The organism is Acetohalobium arabaticum DSM 5501 (assembly GCF_000144695.1).
Classification (GTDB): domain Bacteria; phylum Bacillota; class Halanaerobiia; order Halobacteroidales; family Acetohalobiaceae; genus Acetohalobium; species Acetohalobium arabaticum.
The window spans coordinates 1,195,151-1,212,867 of the sequence record NC_014378.1; the positions used below are offsets into that span (position 1 = coordinate 1,195,151).

Consider the following 17,717-nt stretch of genomic DNA (forward strand, 5'->3'; position numbering starts at 1 on the left):
TATTACTGTAGATGAATCTGTTGCTGTAGATTCTGATACTGGATCTAGAACTGGAAAGGTAAAGTGGTTCGATACTAAAAAAGGTTATGGTTTTATTGAACAAGAAGATGGAGATGACATCTTCGTTCACTATACTGCTATCCAGGAAGAAGGTTTTAAGGACTTAGAGGAAGAACAGCAGGTAAGCTTTGAAGTTGTAGAAAGTGATAAAGGTTTACAAGCTGAAAATGTAACTAAAGTATAATTAGTTCTCTGCTAAGTACTTAACAGACCTAGGTGGGATTTTTCCATCTAGGTCTTTTCTAGTTTAGAGCAGGAAAAAGATTATTCAGTTAGAATATTTAATAATATAATATATTTAAATCTTGTGACAGGAGGTAGTAAAATGTGGAATAACATAGCAGTTTCTCGGAAAAGTTTAATTAAGTATCTTGCTGTTATTATGATTGGGATCGTAGTAAGTGGAGGTTTATTTATAGGTTTAAGTACTGGTCAGGCTTTTGCTCAAAATGAAGCCGATTCAACTCAGAATGTTTATAAAAGTAATTTCTTTGCTGATATAGCTTCTAAGGTTGATGCAGCAGTGGTTAGGATTAATGTTAAAGTTGAAATAGATTCAGAAAAATTAAAAGAAAATTATCCATTCTTCAATGATCCTTACTTTAAGAAGTTTTTTGAACAGCAGATTCCTTTTGAAGGGGAGGGAAATCCTAAATTTAGACAGGGATTTGGGACCGGATTTATTATTAGCCAAGATGGATACATATTAACCAATGAACATGTTATTCATGGTGCCGAGGAAGTAACAGTTAAGCTGTCAGATAGAAAGGAACCAATTAAGGCAGAGGTAGTTGGAACTGATTTTAGTCTTGATCTGGCTGTATTAAAGATTAATGTTAATGACAAACTGCCGGCAGTCAAGTTAGGCAACTCAGATAATATTAAACCAGGAGACTGGACTGTAGCTATTGGTAATCCTTATGGGTTGAATCATACAGTTACTGTAGGGGTGATCAGTGCTCTGGGCCGTCCACTTCGCATTAGACAGGGAAAGAAGCCTAGAGTCTATAAGAATATGATTCAGACAGATGCGGCGATAAATCCTGGTAATAGTGGCGGACCTTTATTAAATAGAGAAGGCCAAGTTATTGGAATTAATACTGCTATTAATGCTCAGGCACAGGGGATTGGGTTTGCTATTCCAATCAATGAAGCTAAAAGAGTTTTAAGTGATCTAAAACAACACGGTAAGGTGATCCGCCCCTGGATGGGGGTCTATATGCAGCCGATAACTGAAGAGATGACTGAATACTTCAATTTAGAAAGTACTGAAGGGGCTTTAATTGCTGATATAATTTCGGATAGTCCAGCCGATAAAGCCGGTTTGAAGGCTGGAGATGTTATTGTGGAAATAAATGAAATAGCAGTAGAAAATCCTGAAGATGTAGTTAAATTAGTAGAAAAAGCTGAAGTAGGAGATAAGATGGTACTTAGGGTTTTAAGGGAAGGATATAAGCGATTCGTAAGTGTAACTTTAGATGAAAGACCTAAAGAGTATTAAGTGAAATTGTTAAATATTAAGTAGTATGTTATAATCTAAATGATAGTGATAAAAAAAGGAGGATCATTATTATGATTGAAGAAGAAAAGATTGGTAAGTTTCTTGATGATTTTGCATCTGACAAGCATACACCTGGCGGGGGAAGTGCTGCTGCTTTGAGCGGTGCTTTAGGTGCTGCTTCTACTTGTATGGTAGCTTCTTTGACAGTAGGAAAAGATGATTATGCTGATGTTAAAGAGAAAATGGAAGAGTTGATTGCTGATACTACAGAACTGAAAGATGACTATCTTGAGTTAGTGGACAAAGATATGGAAGTATTCAATGATTTTATGGAAGCTTTGAAGCTGCCCAAGGAAACAGAAGAAGAGAAAGAAAAGAGAGCAGAAGCCTTAAAAGAAGCCTCAATCGAAGCCACGGAAGTTCCCTTTGCTATGGCCAAGAAGAGTTTAGAAGTTTTAAAACAGGCTTTAATTGCTGCCAAGAAAGGAAATATACAGGCAGTCAGTGATGCTGGAGTAGGGGCTATTGAAGCCTGGGCTGCTCTAGAAGCTGCTGAACTGAATGTCAATATCAATTTAGCTTCAATGAATAATGAGGAGTATGTAGCTAAGAAGCGTCAAGAGATGAAGGAATTAAAGGAAGAAGCTAAGGAATTAAAAGAGGAAGTATTAGAAATTACAAATGAAAAGATAGGTTAATTATGTAAGCCAGAGGATATATCCTCTGGCTATTTTAGTCTTTATAAAGCAAAGACGTGATTATCTATTCTTGTTGTTATAGATCGGCTCCAGATCCAGTTATAAGGTGAGTAAACTTTTGCTGGATTGTAGAAGTAAAGTGAATTATTTGTTGGATCCCAGCCGTTTAGTGCAGCTTCAACTGCTTTAATCGATTCATTATTGGCTGGATGATAGATTCTGCCATTCATAACCGGTTCAAATGCTAATGGTTGATAGATTACTTTGGAAATAGTGTTAGGAAATTTGGAATCTTCAACTCGGTTTAATACTACTGCTGCTACAGCTACCTTACCTTCGAAGCTTTCACCTAATGCTTCAGCCTGTACTAGACGGGATAATAAGTCGAATTCTTTATCTGAAATATAATTTGGAACTGTGTTAGCTGCATAACTATTTTTAGCCTCTGTCGACGATGGAATCGTCAATATGTCTCCCGAACGGATAATGTTATGCCAGATTCCGTTATGGATTCTTAATTGGTTAATTGACACACTAAAACGGTGAGCAATTTTATGCAAGCTATCTCCTGGTTTAACCCTATGAGTCTTGAAGTTACCAGGGATAACTAGCTGTTGACCGACAGTAATCCTATTTGACCAATAATTATTTGCGGTTTTAATCTGATTAACAGTTGTGTTATACCACCTAGCAATTGTCCATAGATTTTCTCCGGGACTGACTCTGTGTACTACTGAACCTAAAGCAATTCCAACAGAACTGAAAATTAGAATGCCTATCAAACCAATTATAAGTGGGAGCTTAAATTTGAATTTATGCATCAAAACCTCCCCTCCTTTCTAATGCTGAAGCTATTATAACAACTTAAGTATTGGTTGTCATTAGAAGATATATCCAGCTGCGAAGGGATTAATTGATTTAGAAGTAAGAAGGAGGTATAGTGTAATTATTTTTATATGATTGGGCATATTAAGTTTAGGAGTTGATTAAGATGGAATTTAAAGATAAGTTGATTCAGCGGCTTAAAGAGGATCCGGATGTATTTAATGAAATTAGAAGTGAGATAATTGCTTCTGATTTTAATCGAGAAAAGAAAGAGAAAATTGGATTTATTGATAAACCAGAAGAATCTAATTTTTTAGAAGAGAGATCTGATGAAAAGCTTATTGAAGCGATTGCTGCTAATTTAGAATATTTTATTGAATACAGCAAAGAAAATGAGGAAAGATGGGTTTAAATTTATTATTCATTACTGTAATTTTCATTTTTCTGGTGTTGGTTAATCAGGGCTTTGACATATTCTTCTCTACTGATTTTTTGATTAACTAGTTTATAGATTAACTTTGATTCCTGTTTTAGCTTTTTCTTCATTGATATCAACCCCTTATCTATTAATTGTACTATACAGTACTATTTTAATTTGATTGTTTACTTTAGATACTAGTATATCTTAACAAGGATAATGCTGGAGTTGGAAACATTAATTTTAAGTTATAGATTAAATAAAATTTGATAAACTAAAAACATAGGTGAATTATAAGGAGGGACTCCATAGAATAGAAATATGTAAAAGGATGTAATTAATTACTTTCTATAGTCAGATTCAGCATAAAATTTTATCTCTTTCATATAATATTTACAAAGCCAGGAGGTGTAATATTCAATGAGAGCAACGGGAATAGTAAGAAAGATAGATAATTTAGGTAGAGTTGTTATTCCTAAAGAAATACGCAAGGAAATGAAGATTAATAATGGTAATACCTTAGAGATATTTGTAGATCAAGATGATAGTGTTATTTTAAAGAAGTATAGTCCAGTAGATGAATTAGATCAGGTGCAGGATTATGTAAATACTTTAGTAGAGACAACTGAATGTGATGTTATGATTACTGATACAGATAAAGTAATAGCCGGTTCTGAAGAGTTAGAACGGTATGAAAGAAGGCCGGTTGGAGCTGTTATAAAAGAAACAATGGAGAATCGGAATACAGAGATAATTGAAGAAGGTACAAAAGGAGATATATGTGAAGACTATGAACATAATGAAGAGAAAGTAGGATCAATTTTGATTGCTCCGGTTATGAAGCAGGGGGATGTTTTAGGAGCTGTAATTTTATCTTCTCAAGATCAAAGCTTAGGAGATTATGAGGTGAAGATTGCAGAAACAACAGCTAAGATACTTAGTAAACAGCTTGGTTTGTAAATTTTAGTTTTATAGGTGTAAAGTTGATTACTAATACTTAATGAGCCTCTGTAAAAAGAGGCTCTATTACATATATTTTAGCGACGGTTTATAACTTATGATTGACAGATGATTTACTCTTATTTATAATAAAGATAGGCTGAAAGGAATGAGTAATATGCCAGAAAATGATAAATGTCTCAGCTGTGAAGTATATAAGATACACGAGGAGAATATTAAGTTATTACAGGATGAGGAATTACCGGAAGATATTATCCTAAAACTGGCTGAAACTTTTAAAGTTTTAGGAGATCCAACCCGAATTAAGATTATTAATGCTTTAAGTAATGTGGAGTTATGTGTCTGTGATATATCAGAGCATTTAGAAATGAGTTCTTCTGCTGTTTCTCATCAACTTCGGGTGCTAAGGAATCTTAATCTGGTTAAGTATCGTAAAGAGGGTAGAACAGTCTATTATTCTCTTGATGATGACCATATTTTACAGCTATTCAGTCAATGTCTGGAGCATGTATTAGAAAAAGAGGATATAGATAAATCATAGTCTTTATAGAACTGCAACTATATTGATATATTGTTGTAGTTTAGAGTTGATATCTTGCAAAATTATCTGAGGGAAAGCGTTAAAACCCAACCAAACCAATGAAATTTCTGTTCTGTAATACCTCAAATAGTCAATATTTCTCTGAAGCGACTCTTAAAACTGATTCGGAACCATGGAGGCTGTAGAGAAACTGATTTTAGCTCTTTGTCTTTAAATCAGAGCTTTAATATTATCTCTTGGCTCAGTAAGTTCATCCCATAGCCAGCATTGGTTTGTATGCTGGATATGGTGGAGAATCAGTTTTTGAGAACGAATGAGGCAGGACGCCGAATGAGTGGCAAGCGTAAGAGATTTGTTGACTATAATCTGCAATATCTTGAAAGTGACACATAATATCAATTTTTATCTAAATACTATTGTTTGGATTTGGACATACATAAAATAGCGAATGCATAGAAATATATTTATTTGAAATAATAAAGATTGTAATAACAGATATCTTTATAAATCAAGAATTGGACTCTATAAGGGAGCTATAAAAGATGACTCAAACTTTTTTCTTTATATTTGCGGTAATCGCTGGGACGGCAATGGCTATTCAGGGTTCATTAAATTCGGTATTAGGTAAAGTAATTGGCTTTTGGGAGGCAACTTTTGTTGTTCATATTATAGCAACTTCATTGGTGGCAGTTATTATTTTTATTTTTAGCTTAAATAAAGGGGATTTCGGTAATCTAATGGAAACTCCCTGGTATACCTATATAGGAGGAATTTTGAATGTTATAATTCTATATGGAGTAGTAGTTACTATTCCTAAGTTAGGAGTAGCAAATGCTACTACTTTAATTATTGTTGGACAAGTAACAACAGCAGTGATTATTGACCACTTCGGTTTTTGGGGACTAGAAGCTGTACCCTTTCAATGGACGAAATTAATTGGAGTAGGTTTACTGGCTTTAGGAGCTAGAATTCTTTTAAATACAGGATAAAAGATTTGACAATTTGATTTGAAGTTTATATAATTATACTATCCCCCGGTCAGGGGGGTAGTATGCTGAGTATCTAGCATAGAAGTATTGTAGAAAAGAATTTTTGATAATTTTTACTTATTTTCAAGGGAGGGACTTAAATTATGGTTGAAGAAAGTACGGTTAAGCTAACAGAGGAAAATTTTAAGAATGAAGTAATGAAGTCTGATAAGAAAGTATTGGTTGATTTTTGGGCGCCTTGGTGTGGGCCTTGTAAACAGGTTAGTCCAATTGTAGAAGAATTAGGAGAAGAGCATGAAGAAGTTAAAATAGGAAAGGTTAATGTGGATGAGAATCAGAATTTAGCAGCAGAATATGGTATTATGAGTATTCCAACTTTAATTGTATTTGAAGATGGTGAGATTCTTAATAAGCAGGTAGGAGCGGCTTCTAAAGAGAGATTAGAGAGTTTAATTAAATAACCTTCTTTTATCCTCATTTATCATTTATTTGATGAATGAGGATTTTTTATTTTGTTTTGGGCAGGTATTTGATATAATTAAATCTAATATATGTTATAGATGAGAAATCTGGAGTAAGGATTTGAATTTTTTAATTTAAGTTTGTATAATAGTCTCTGTACGTAAAATTAAGTAGTTGTTTTATTATGAATTAATATCTTAAGGAGGTATAAATAATTTGAGTTTGGATTTGCTAGAAAATACCAAGAATTTATTAGAGGACAGATATTTAAAACGGAATGAGAAAAGGGAGATAGTTGAAACTCCTGAGGAATTATTTATTAGAGTAGCTGAAAATATTGCTGCTGCTGAGGAAGATGAAGAGAAGCAGGAATATTATGAAGAAGAGTTTTATAACTTAATGACAGATTTTAAGTTTCTACCTAACTCTCCTACTTTAATGAATGCAGGGACTGAATTACAACAGTTAGCTGCCTGTTTTGTGCTGCCTGTAGAGGATAGCATGGAAGGAATATTTACTGCTGTGAGAAATGCAGCCCTGATACATAAAAGTGGAGGAGGTACCGGTTTTGCCTTTAGTAGGTTAAGACCTAAAGATGATGTAGTCAAGAGTACCGGAGGAGTAAGTTCTGGTCCGCTTAGTTTTATGAAGGTCTTTAATTCTGCTACCAACACTGTAAAGCAGGGTGGTAAAAGGCGCGGAGCTAACATGGGAATGTTGCGTGTAGATCACCCTGATATTTTAGACTTTATTCATGCTAAAGGTGAGCTAAATGACAAAAATCAAGAGCTTTATGATGAGTTTAAAGAGAGCCTTGAAGATACTTATTTGGCTCCAGAAGTGATTGATAAGAAGTTAAAACAGTATAAACAGAAGCTGTTGGACGATCAGTTCTCTAATTTCAATTTATCTGTTGGAGTAACTGATGAATTTATGGAAGCTGTAAAGAATGACGAGAATTATGAATTAATTAATCCACGGACTGGACAGGTTGTAGGCGAACTGGATGCTAGAAAAGTATTTAACTTAATTGTTAAGTATGCCTGGAAGAATGGGGAGCCGGGGCTTGTCTTCCTTGATGAGATTAATCATAAAAATCCGGTACCTAATTTAGGCGAAATCGAAGCTACTAATCCTTGTGGAGAGCAGCCTTTACTGCCGAATGAGGCTTGCAATCTAGGTTCAATTAATTTATCTAAGTTTGTTGATGATGGAACAGTTGATTGGGAGGAATTAAAAGAGACAATTGATTTAGCGGTTCGCTTTTTGGATAATGTAATTGATATGAATAATTATCCGCTGGACAAAATAGAAGAACAAGTTATGAAGGCAAGGAAAATCGGTTTAGGAGTAATGGGCTTTCATGAAATGTTAATTAAATTAGGAATTGCTTATAATAGTGATGAAGCTGTTGAAATGGCTAAGAAAGTAATGAAGTTTATCAATGAACATGCCCATCAGTATAGCCAAAAGCTAGCAGAAGAAAAGGGAGCCTTTCCGGCCTGGGAAGAGAGTAAATATAAGACTCCCAAACGGAATGCTACATTAACGACTATTGCACCTACTGGATCTATCAGCTTCTTAGCTGGTACCAGTGGAGGAATAGAGCCGTTCTTTGATTTTTCTTATACTCATACTGATGGAGATGGGAATACATCAAGATTTGAGTATGATTTTACATCTGAAGCTGAAGAAGAGGTATTGGTAACTACAATGGATATTGCACCTGAGTGGCATATTAAGATTCAAGCTGCCTTTCAAAATTATGTAGATAATGCGGTATCAAAGACGATTAATCTTCCTAATACGGCTACTAAAGAGGATATAAGGGAAGCTTATATATTAGCCTATGAATTAAACTGTAAAGGCTTGACAGTCTATCGTGATGGTTCTAGAGAAAGCCAGGTATTAAAATCTAGTGATGATAAAAAAGAAGAAACGCTGCGGACGGATAAGATTTATCCAAGAACTCGACCATTGATTGCAGATGGAAAGACAGTAAGATATGATACTGGCTGCGGTAAACTTTATCTAACTATTAATGTTGATGATAATGGAGAACCGATTGAGACTTTCCTTACTACCGGTTCTGATGGTGGTTGTCAGGTTATGACAGAGGCTGTTAGCAGATTAACTAGTATGGCTTTAAGAGCAGGAATTGCTCCAGAAGAGATTATTGATCAGTTGTCTTCTACTAGTACCTGTCCAAGCTTTATGTATCAGCGCGGCAAAGGTGCTGAATTAACAGGACGAAGTTGTTCTGATGTAGTAGGTAAGGCATTAAAGAAGATATTAGAAACTTCCAATGGTTTAGAAAAGATATCTAAAGAGGAAATAACAGAGACTGAAGAAGAGAATGAAATTGATTCTTCATTAACTCCGAAATGTCCAGAGTGTGGGAATAAACTTATTTTTGAAGAAGGATGCAGTACCTGTAAAAACTGTGGATACAGTAACTGCAGTTAATAAGACTTCTTAAAAGAACCTTACTCATGATGAGTAAGGTTCTTTTTTAATTTATTAAAATAAGAGATGATATATCTGTCTTTTGAAAGAAGAAGAGAAGTAGGCAGGTTATAATAATTGAGAAGAATAGATTTTCTTTCCAGCTTCCGGTAGTAATATTAAAACCGAATTTAAATCTATACTTTAAAGGAAATAAAATAGGAAGGCCGATTGAATTAAACATATCGGCGATTATGTGGCTGATATAGCCTAAAAGCAAACTATAATACCACCCCTGGCTGATCCAGTTAAGGTAAAATAACTTCTTAATTAAGAAGGAAAAGATAATTATTCCTAGTAAACTATGAGTTATGCCTCTATGTTTAACTCCCAATAATTTAATAAGTTTACTTATTGGTTTTAATTTATTTCCAATTCGGCTATTGACATGATCAATATCTGGAATTAGAGCCCCAAGTATTGCTCCTGCATAAAGAATGATTCTGTTAGTTTGATAGATGACTAACAGAAATTCAGTTTGGAAATTATTATATAATCCAAAAAAAGTAATAGCTTTAATGGTGATTACTGCAAATAAGACTCCAAAGGCAGAATGAGTATGATGAGAAATTAGAACTTCCCCCCTTCTATAAATTAATTTGGGAACATATGTAAAATAACGCAGATATAAGTAGGAAAAGTTTTATCTATGCGTAATGATTATATAATTTAATCTTTTTCTTGTCAAATGTATGTTCTATTTCATTAGTATAATTTTCTATACCAAAAGTATTTAATATCTGTTATAATTACTATGTGAAATCAAAGGAGAGGGGAGTTAAGATGATCCGGCATATGCGTCTGAAGAAGATAATTACATATATAGTCTTAATTAGTTTATTGGTTCCTTTCTTAACCGGATTTGTATTGATTGAACCGGTTTGGGCTTTTGGCAGCGAAGATTACAAATCGGTTTTGAAAGCATTATTTATGGTTTTTTTATTATCCTTTTTAGGAGATGACTCGGATGATAGTAAAGAATCAAATTCTAATAATGATTCTTCGTTAAGTGAAGAGTACGTCCGCTATCAGCCTACAGAAGAGGAATTAGAAACTTTAGCTAGGGCTGTTTATTCTGAAGCTAGAGGTGAAAGCTATGTAGGTCAGGTGGCAGTAGCTGCTGTGATTTTAAATCGCGTTGATAGTCCGGAATTTCCTAATACTATTAATGGAGTAGTCTATCAGCGACACGACGGTCAGTATGCTTTTTCTGCTGTCTGGGATGGACAGATTTATCTAACTCCTGATGAAACAGCATATCAAACGGCTAAGGATGCTTTGAATGGCTGGGATCCTAGTGACGGAGCCCTTTATTATTATAATCCTGATACTGCTACCGCAAGCTGGATTTTTGAAAATACAGTACCAATTAAAAGAATCGGAAAGCATTTATTTGCTAATCTAAAAATTTAGGATATTATCAGAGTATTGTTAAATTAAGTCTGAGATGATATGATAAATTAAAAGGGGGGATTGATATGTATAGAGGAGTAGTTCTTATTGGGATATTAATTACTCTATTAGTAACTACTGGATGTAATGTGGATGATAATAAAAGTGGTACTATTATTTATAATTCAGAGCAAGAGTTGATAGGAGAATGGACAAAACAGGAACCACCGCAGGAAACAAAATATAAATTGATTACTGAAGAAAATAAACAGAAAGTATTAACTACTTATTCGGATGATGAAGCAAAGCCGTATTACCAGAAGATCAAGGAGCTAGATCTGACGAAAAAAGTAGCTGTTTTAGCTTATTTAGGCCCAATGCCTACTGGTGGATATGGAATTCAGATCAATAAAGTTATTCAAAAGAATAATCAATTAATAGCTGAAATAAAGTATATTAGTCCTCAGCCGGATGATATGGTTACTATGGCAGTTACTTATCCTTATGATTTAGTTACATTAAAGATAGATAAATTGTCAGTTGAGGAATCTTCTAAACTGGATTTAGTTATAGTAGAAGAGAATAATGTTAAGTAATATTTACTGAAAATTATGTTTATATCTTAGAAAATAATCTGTAACCCTCCCTTTTTCAAATGGGAGATATAAGGATTAGCAAATATTAATTTAAACAATTGATATTTGCTCCATAATTTATTATAATATAGATGTAAATTACAAGTGAATATTGGAGGTTGCAGTAGCTGAACCTCTACTGTGTAAAATATTCAGGGTGCTCGTTGTAGATAGAAGACACTAAATCTTCTAGTAAGCACTTATAGAGGTGCTTACACTTCTATCTTGAGCAATAAAAGTATCTCTGAGTCTAGCATCTATGCTAGATAGGAGTAGTGGCGTTGGACACACTGATTGGGTAACTTGCTTGATATTATGGGTAATTCCCATAAAAGCAAGCGACCATGAAGCTCGGTAATTCATTACCGAATAAAGAAGTTGTAGGACAGAAGTTAATATTATGGATTTAAATTAATAGAACATTAATGATTTATTTTACCCTTTTGACTATTTTAAAATAGTTAAAAGGGTATTATTATTGTCAGTATGATTAAATTATCCATTCGGTATAATCCACCTTTAATTTCAATACTCATAAAGTAGTATTGAAATTAAAGGAGAGGCTAATATGTGGATAGTTATTAATCGCAAACTGTTATTATATATAGTTATTATTCTTTTGATTTTAACCTTTCAGTTAAAGGATAGATATTTATCGTCATCTGTGGCTGTCAATCTAGATTTTCCTTTAAACAAGAAAGTGATTATGATTGATCCAGGCCATGGAGGAATAGATGGAGGGACAAATAAACAGAAAGTTTTAGAGAAGAATATTAATTTAGCTATTGCATTAAAATTAAAGAAAGTATTGGACCACAGGAATGTTACTGTCAAGCTAACGCGAAAAGAGGATCAAGCACTGGATCACTTAAATAATCATTCCAGTAGCCGCCATTTAAGAGATCTATGGGCTAGAGTAGAGATGATTAATCAAGAAAAAATTGATCTATTTATTAGTCTTCATGTTAATGCTGGGGTCTCCTATTTAAGAGGACCCAAAATTTTTTATAAAGCTGATAATAAAAGGTTGGCTTATTTATTACAGAATAAGTTAAATAACCTGGAGTATAAAGATATCAAGCATCCTACTAATACCCCTTTGGCAGCTGATTACTTTGTTTTAAACCATGCTAAACCGCCGGGAGTGATAGTGGAAGTAGGCTATATTACTAATCCAGTGGATTATAGGTTGCTACAGCAGGATGATTATCAGTGGGTAATGGCTAGAACTTTAGCTGCAGGAATAGAGGAGTATTTTTCTAGTTTTTCTTTTTATCTGGAAAAAATTAGAGACTAAAGTTGATTAAATCAAAAAGACATCCTAATTTTAGGATGTCTTTTTGATTTTTAATGCAGGTATGGTATAGTACAAATAAGTTAAAGGGAAATTTTTAAAAACTTGGCTTTAAAAATGAACTTTTTTAAAGTTTTTACGTCATATATAGTGGAAAGGGTAATTTAGGGGAGTGGAATAATGGATAAAGAAGATAAAAGATTAATTGCGGATTGTAAAAAAGGAAATAATAAAGCTTTTAGATTATTAATTAATAAGTATAAACAGGACTGTCTTAATGCAGCTTATCAATTAGTTAGTGATAAAGAGTTAGCTGAGGATATAGCACAGGAGGCTTTTGTTAGAATTTATAAATCAATTGATAATTTTCGAGGAGATTCTAGCTTTTTTACTTGGGTATATCAGATTATTCTTAATCTCTGCCGGGATCATTTCAGAAAACAGCCTAAGGAGAATCCTGTTTCATTAGAAGATTCGGCCTTAGAAAGTATTTTACGAAAAGAGATTCCGGATTCTGATGATGTGCCAGAAAACCATCTAGAAAAGCAGGAACTACAGCGAATAATAAAGGAGTCACTGACTGAGTTATCTTTCAAGCATCGTCAGGTGATTGTTTTGCGGGACCTACAGGGCTTTACATATAAAAGAATTGCTGAAATTCTGGAAATTCCCTTAGGAACAGTAAAGTCAAGGTTGAATACAGCAAGAAATAGACTTCAGAAGAAGTTAGCTGTTGCTAAACGGAAGTATATAAAGTGAGATATTAGTTAGAATTAGGAGGAAGATAGTTATGGAGTGTAAGAAAGTCCAGCAGACTTTATCGGCTTATTTAGACCAAGAAATTTCTGATTTTGAAACAAAGAAGATTGAACGCCATTTAGATCAATGCGAGAAATGTAGTTTGGATTATCAGGCTCTACAAGAGACAGTAGATAAACTGGATTACTATCCACAAATAGAGGCTGATGATGGATTTACTGAGGAAATAATGGATAAAATTGAAGAGGAAAAAAGTTTATCTAATCTTGTTTTTGAGGACTGGTTAAGTAAGTTTATTCTGTCTCATAAATTGGTCATTACAGTTATTGCTTTATTTCTACTGTTATGTATTATTTTAGTATTTACTATTATCAATAGATCATCTGTATTTATTGTAGGAAATGTTTTTTATCATCTTTTTAGCAGTTCTTATTTTGTTAGTGATAACTTAGTTACAGTTTATCCTAAGTTATTACTTTATTTAGAAGGAGCCTTTCTAATTAGTTTAATTGGGTTTATATTCATGTTAAAGCAGGTTAAAGAATGGGATAAGTTTAGTGATTTAAATAATAAACTTAATGAGGAGAATTGAGGATGTTAGATTACAGGCAGAATAATTTTATTAATATATATATTATTATTTTAATTACTATTCTAATATTATTTACCAATTATAATATTGGTTTGGCTAATACAGATATGAAGAATTTGATTAAACACGGAAGTGTAAGTATTACCTCTGATCAAGTAGTAGAGAATGTGATTGTAGTTGGCGGCAGAGTTAGTATTGCTGGTACAGTTAAAGAAGATGTAGTAGTTTTAGGCGGTAATTTAGAAGTTAAGTCTTCAGCTGTAATTGGAGGTAATATTGGAGTTGTTGGTGGAAAGATAGACCAATCATCGCAGGCTGTAGTAACTGAAAATATATTTAATTTAGAATTATCTCCAGCGGATTTTGATATTTTATTAGTAGGAATACTTATTTTTTTAAGTTTTATGTTTGTTAAGTATTTAGTTGCAATTGTATTATTACTAACGGCTATTCTATTAAACCTTTTCTTGCCCGGTCAGATACAGGAGATGGCTCGTGTGATTAATGAAGAATCGTTTAAAGTTACCCTTTTAGGAATCTTTGGCACTATTTTATTTGGGCTATTGATTATTATTTCTGCAATTACAATAATTGGTTCTCCAATTAGTATATTAATTTTGGGTTTGGTTTTGATTGGAATGATTGTTGGTTTTAATGGATTAGCTTATTTGATTGGTGATCAATTATCTCGGATACTTGCTATAAAAGTTAATAAGGATTTGACTATAGGAATTTTGGGAATCTGTAATTTGATTCTAGTATGGTTTATTCCTATTATCGGAAGCTTGTTATTCTTATTATTCTGTACATTAGGGTTTGGAGCTATAATCTTTAAAATACTGCCGTTAGAGTAAAGGTTGGAATGGAGTGAAAGTAATGGATAGGAAGATAAAAAAGGGCTTAATTTTTTTCTATATTGTAAGTCTAGTAGTAATTGGAGGTATCATTTATTATACTGCTAATATTGAAACTTGGCACCAGATTCTTAGATTGAAATTGGAGTATCTGGTTTTAACATTATTATTAACAGTTGTTATGTGGTTACTTGATTTTATGAGGATTAAGGAATTAGCTAAAGGAATTGGAGAAAATATTTCTTTACCTTTAGGATTAAAGCTGGTTTGGACTAATTTATTCTTGGCAGCAGTGACACCTTTTCAAACTGGCGGTGGACCGATGCAGGTCTATTTGATGTATCGTAAGAATAAGCTTAAGGTTCCTAAAGGGATTGTTATTACTTCTATGAAGTTTATGATTGGTCTATTATTTTTTGCTGTAGTTAGTCCGATGGTTATAGTTTTATATCCTAATTTATTGCCGGAAAATAAGTTTAAGTATATATTTTATTACATAGTCTTTTTCTTTGCTATAACAGGGATTATTTATCTATTGATTGTTTTCTTTCCTAAAAAAGTAAAGAAAGCGTTATATTCAATAGCAGATTTTTTGGCTGGATTTAGCTTTATTAATTCTAAATATACAGATAAGTTATTGAAGTTTGGAATACGGAATATAAATGAATTTAATAATAGTTTGAAGGTATATTTAACAGAAAGTAGGAAAAACTTATTGTTAAGTATTCTTTATACTATACTTTTTTTAGTAGTTCAGTTCAGTATTCCTATTCTACTAATTAGAGCTTTAGGATTTAATGTTTCTAGTGTGAAGATTATTCTTAATCAGATAATTTTAACTACATTAATGTATTTTACTCCTACTCCTGGAGGCAGTGGAATAGCTGAAGGCGGATTTATGGTGTTATTTTTACAGTATGTTCCTAAATATTCGATTGGAATCTTAATCTTGTTATGGAGATTTTTTGTAGTTTATCTAGGAGTGATATTTGGGCTTTATATTTTTATTAAGGTTTTAGGAGAGGTAACATTAAGTAAGATTATGAATATAGAAACAGAAGGGAGTTAATCAAAGATGCATATAGCAATGTTTACTAATAATTATAAGCCTTTTGTAGGCGGAGTTCCGATATCTATTGATCTCTTTGCTAGAGAATTTAGGAAATTAGGCCATAAAGTAAGTATCTTTGCTCCTGAATATAATGAAGAAGTTGAAGAGGAAGAAGAGAATACTTTTCGGGTTCCTTCTTTAAAAATGATTAAGTATGGAGATAGCTGTTTTCCTATTCCTATATCCGGATTGAGTGATTTTAAAAAGAATTTTGGAGATTTTGATATAGATATTATTCACTGTCATCATCCTTTCTTTTTAGGTAGGGTAGGCCAGAAGTTAGGAAATAAACATGATATACCGGTAGTATATACTTATCATACCCGTTTTAAGGAATATTTCATCCATCTTCCAGCAGGAGTGCGTCAGGTTTGTCAAGTAGCTATAGATAAGCTTCTTAAAGATTTCTGTAACCGGTCAGACTTAATCTTTACGCCGACTGATGGAATGACTGAATATTTGATTAATAAAGAAGTTCAGAGTAAGATTAAAGTTATTCCAACTGGAATTAATATAGATAATTATAAGAAGTATGAAGACGGAAAAAATGAAGATTATCGTAAACAGTTAGGCCTTAAGCCGGATGAAAATATTTTATTGTTTGTAAGTAGATTATCGACAGAAAAGAATATTGGATTTTTATTTGAATCTCTACAGCCGCTTTTAAGGTCTAATGAGGATAATAAGACTAAGTTATTGATGGTAGGCGATGGGCCTCAAAAAGAAGAATTAATGCAGAAAACTAAGAATCTAAATATAGATGAACAGGTTAAGTTTTTAGGTAAGAAGGACCGGGAAGAACTGATTAGAATATATAAATTGGCTGATATATTTGTATTTTCTTCATTATCGGAGACTCAGGGAATTGTAATTATAGAAGCCTTAGCCGGAAAAACTCCGGTAGTAGCTTTAAATGGTACCGGAGTTAAGGATATTTTAACTGACGGTAGAGATGGATTTTTATTGGAAATAGGAGATAAAGATGGTTTTCGCAATAGGATATTAAAATTATTAAATAATGATGAACTGTATAATAATATGAGTGAGGAAGCCTGGAAGAAGGCAAACCAATATAGTATTAATACATTAGCTAAAAAAGTATTAAGCCATTATCGGAGCTTATGTAATGGGGCGAAAACAAATGATTATAAATCTGAAGTTGCTGCAGGAAGAGAGAGATAAAAAATATAGCTTTGAATGGAAATTAGGAGGATATTTTTATGCCTCGGAATATGAATTTAACTATAGGGATTGCAATTATTGCTTTAATTATTGGCGCGTTGAGCGGAGCTTACTATTCTAAGGTATTGGATGGAGAAATTGATGTTGAAGATCAGGAATTACAGGAAGAGTATTTTTATCCTGTCTATGGAGCGGACCGACAGGCAGAAAAGACTATAGTAAATTTTTATATTAAGTTATCTGAGGATTTAACTTTGAAAGAAAAGTTAAAAATTATTGCTGATAAGTTATCTCGATTTAAATTTGATCATCTACCGATTGAAGTTGTAAAGATTAAAAAGAATAAGCAGGATATAGCAATAATAAATTTATGTGAGCATGAATGGAATCGTAGTCAGGATGGATCAGATGAATTGAGAGGAATAAGCTGGCGGTCCCATTATTTTCAGGGATCAGCTGGAGGAATGATTACTTCAGAAACATTGATTAGAACATTTTTGCAGAGAGATTATAATGGAGATTGGGTTGATGGCGTGAAGTTCCTCTATGAAGGTAGAGAAATTACCCAGGAAATGACTCAACATATTCACCTGTCTGGAATTAAAGATAGAAAAGAATAAATCAACATACAAGACATTTAATAACAGGGTTAGCTAGCATTTTAAAGATTATAAAGAATTAAAATAAATAACTGAGTATTTAGATTCGGCAAATTACTAAAACTAAATATAGAGCTATAATCGAAAAGCTGAGAGGAGAGATAATGGTTTATCTGCGTGAACCGGGTTATTTCGGTCATAGAGGGAATCTCAGAGTCTATCAACCTAAATGTATCTACTGTGAAGAGAGTATTTATAGTAACGAACGGATTCTCTGGACAGATTATGGATTGGCTCATCGAGACTGTTTTTTAGAAATTTAAAGTAATGGCCCCAGTAT

At 33.0% G+C, this 17,717-nt stretch carries 22 protein-coding genes; 19 read left to right on the forward strand and 3 right to left on the reverse strand.

The window, feature by feature from the left end; translation table 11 throughout:
* The first annotated feature begins 1 nt into the window (after position 1).
* The 3 genes from acear_RS05795 (at position 2) to acear_RS05805 (ending at position 2,259) form a co-directional block, all read left to right on the forward strand.
* Complete coding sequence (locus acear_RS05795) at positions 2-244, forward strand: cold-shock protein (RefSeq protein ID WP_049772692.1); 243 nt, start codon at positions 2-4, stop codon at positions 242-244.
* Positions 245-385: 141 nt separating this feature from the next.
* Positions 386-1,561, forward strand: coding sequence for a S1C family serine protease (locus tag acear_RS05800; protein WP_013278077.1), 1,176 nt, complete (start codon positions 386-388; stop codon positions 1,559-1,561).
* A 71-nt stretch (positions 1,562-1,632) separates the two neighbouring features.
* A complete protein-coding gene (locus tag acear_RS05805) occupies positions 1,633-2,259 on the forward strand; it encodes a cyclodeaminase/cyclohydrolase family protein (protein ID WP_013278078.1) in 627 nt (208 codons plus the stop codon).
* A 41-nt stretch (positions 2,260-2,300) separates the two neighbouring features.
* Here acear_RS05805 and acear_RS05810 read toward each other — a convergent pair whose 3' ends face one another.
* Positions 2,301-3,080 carry a cell wall hydrolase gene (locus acear_RS05810; protein ID WP_013278079.1) on the reverse strand — a complete coding sequence of 260 codons (780 nt, stop codon included), beginning with the start codon at positions 3,078-3,080 and terminating at the stop codon, positions 2,301-2,303.
* Positions 3,081-3,250: 170 nt separating this feature from the next.
* On the opposite strand from acear_RS05810, the gene acear_RS05815 reads away from it, so the two are divergent.
* Positions 3,251-3,496, forward strand: coding sequence for a hypothetical protein (locus tag acear_RS05815; protein WP_013278080.1), 246 nt, complete (start codon positions 3,251-3,253; stop codon positions 3,494-3,496).
* A gap of 5 nt (positions 3,497-3,501) precedes the next feature.
* Here the strand turns inward: acear_RS05815 and acear_RS12930 are convergent, their stop codons facing one another.
* Entirely contained in the window at positions 3,502-3,630 is a 129-nt protein-coding gene (locus acear_RS12930; RefSeq protein WP_280956775.1) for a hypothetical protein, read from the reverse strand.
* Positions 3,631-3,922: 292 nt separating this feature from the next.
* Here acear_RS12930 and acear_RS05820 point away from each other — a divergent pair, with 292 nt between their 5' ends.
* From acear_RS05820 to acear_RS05840, 5 genes are all read left to right on the forward strand, one after another.
* Entirely contained in the window at positions 3,923-4,462 is a 540-nt protein-coding gene (locus acear_RS05820; protein WP_013278081.1) for a stage V sporulation T C-terminal domain-containing protein, read from the forward strand.
* 157 nt (positions 4,463-4,619) lie between these two features.
* A complete protein-coding gene (locus acear_RS05825) occupies positions 4,620-5,003 on the forward strand; it encodes an ArsR/SmtB family transcription factor (protein ID WP_013278082.1) in 384 nt (127 codons plus the stop codon).
* Between the two features lie 542 nt (positions 5,004-5,545).
* Positions 5,546-5,992 carry a DMT family transporter gene (locus tag acear_RS05830; RefSeq protein ID WP_013278083.1) on the forward strand — a complete coding sequence of 149 codons (447 nt, stop codon included), beginning with the start codon at positions 5,546-5,548 and terminating at the stop codon, positions 5,990-5,992.
* Positions 5,993-6,135: 143 nt separating this feature from the next.
* Positions 6,136-6,453, forward strand: a complete 318-nt coding sequence (gene trxA / locus acear_RS05835; protein ID WP_013278084.1) for a thioredoxin — start codon at positions 6,136-6,138, stop codon at positions 6,451-6,453.
* A 217-nt stretch (positions 6,454-6,670) separates the two neighbouring features.
* The gene (locus acear_RS05840; RefSeq protein ID WP_013278085.1) at positions 6,671-8,920 is read left to right on the forward strand and encodes an adenosylcobalamin-dependent ribonucleoside-diphosphate reductase; all 2,250 of its coding nucleotides are present in this window, start codon (positions 6,671-6,673) and stop codon (positions 8,918-8,920) included.
* Between the two features lie 46 nt (positions 8,921-8,966).
* Here the strand turns inward: acear_RS05840 and acear_RS13015 are convergent, their stop codons facing one another.
* Complete coding sequence (locus acear_RS13015; RefSeq protein WP_083771346.1) at positions 8,967-9,584, reverse strand: metal-dependent hydrolase; 618 nt, start codon at positions 9,582-9,584, stop codon at positions 8,967-8,969.
* A gap of 158 nt (positions 9,585-9,742) precedes the next feature.
* Here acear_RS13015 and acear_RS05845 point away from each other — a divergent pair, with 158 nt between their 5' ends.
* The 10 genes from acear_RS05845 to acear_RS12545 all read left to right on the forward strand — a co-directional run bounded on the left by acear_RS05845 (position 9,743) and on the right by acear_RS12545 (position 17,700).
* Entirely contained in the window at positions 9,743-10,372 is a 630-nt protein-coding gene (locus tag acear_RS05845; protein WP_013278086.1) for a cell wall hydrolase, read from the forward strand.
* 65 nt (positions 10,373-10,437) lie between these two features.
* The gene (locus acear_RS05850) at positions 10,438-10,947 is read left to right on the forward strand and encodes a protease complex subunit PrcB family protein (RefSeq protein ID WP_013278087.1); all 510 of its coding nucleotides are present in this window, start codon (positions 10,438-10,440) and stop codon (positions 10,945-10,947) included.
* Between the two features lie 607 nt (positions 10,948-11,554).
* Complete coding sequence (locus acear_RS05855; RefSeq protein WP_013278088.1) at positions 11,555-12,283, forward strand: N-acetylmuramoyl-L-alanine amidase family protein; 729 nt, start codon at positions 11,555-11,557, stop codon at positions 12,281-12,283.
* Between the two features lie 177 nt (positions 12,284-12,460).
* The gene (locus tag acear_RS05860) at positions 12,461-13,039 is read left to right on the forward strand and encodes an RNA polymerase sigma factor (protein WP_013278089.1); all 579 of its coding nucleotides are present in this window, start codon (positions 12,461-12,463) and stop codon (positions 13,037-13,039) included.
* A 31-nt stretch (positions 13,040-13,070) separates the two neighbouring features.
* Positions 13,071-13,631, forward strand: a complete 561-nt coding sequence (locus acear_RS05865; RefSeq protein ID WP_013278090.1) for an anti-sigma factor family protein — start codon at positions 13,071-13,073, stop codon at positions 13,629-13,631.
* Positions 13,632-13,633: 2 nt separating this feature from the next.
* Positions 13,634-14,485 (forward strand): hypothetical protein, encoded by an 852-nt coding sequence (locus acear_RS05870; RefSeq protein WP_013278091.1) that lies wholly within the window; start codon positions 13,634-13,636, stop codon positions 14,483-14,485.
* A gap of 22 nt (positions 14,486-14,507) precedes the next feature.
* Complete coding sequence (locus tag acear_RS05875; RefSeq protein WP_013278092.1) at positions 14,508-15,554, forward strand: lysylphosphatidylglycerol synthase transmembrane domain-containing protein; 1,047 nt, start codon at positions 14,508-14,510, stop codon at positions 15,552-15,554.
* Between the two features lie 6 nt (positions 15,555-15,560).
* Positions 15,561-16,778, forward strand: coding sequence for a glycosyltransferase (locus acear_RS05880; protein ID WP_013278093.1), 1,218 nt, complete (start codon positions 15,561-15,563; stop codon positions 16,776-16,778).
* 38 nt (positions 16,779-16,816) lie between these two features.
* Positions 16,817-17,398 carry a hypothetical protein gene (locus acear_RS05885; protein ID WP_013278094.1) on the forward strand — a complete coding sequence of 194 codons (582 nt, stop codon included), beginning with the start codon at positions 16,817-16,819 and terminating at the stop codon, positions 17,396-17,398.
* Between the two features lie 143 nt (positions 17,399-17,541).
* Entirely contained in the window at positions 17,542-17,700 is a 159-nt protein-coding gene (locus acear_RS12545; protein ID WP_013278095.1) for a hypothetical protein, read from the forward strand.
* Positions 17,701-17,717: the final 17 nt, after the last annotated feature.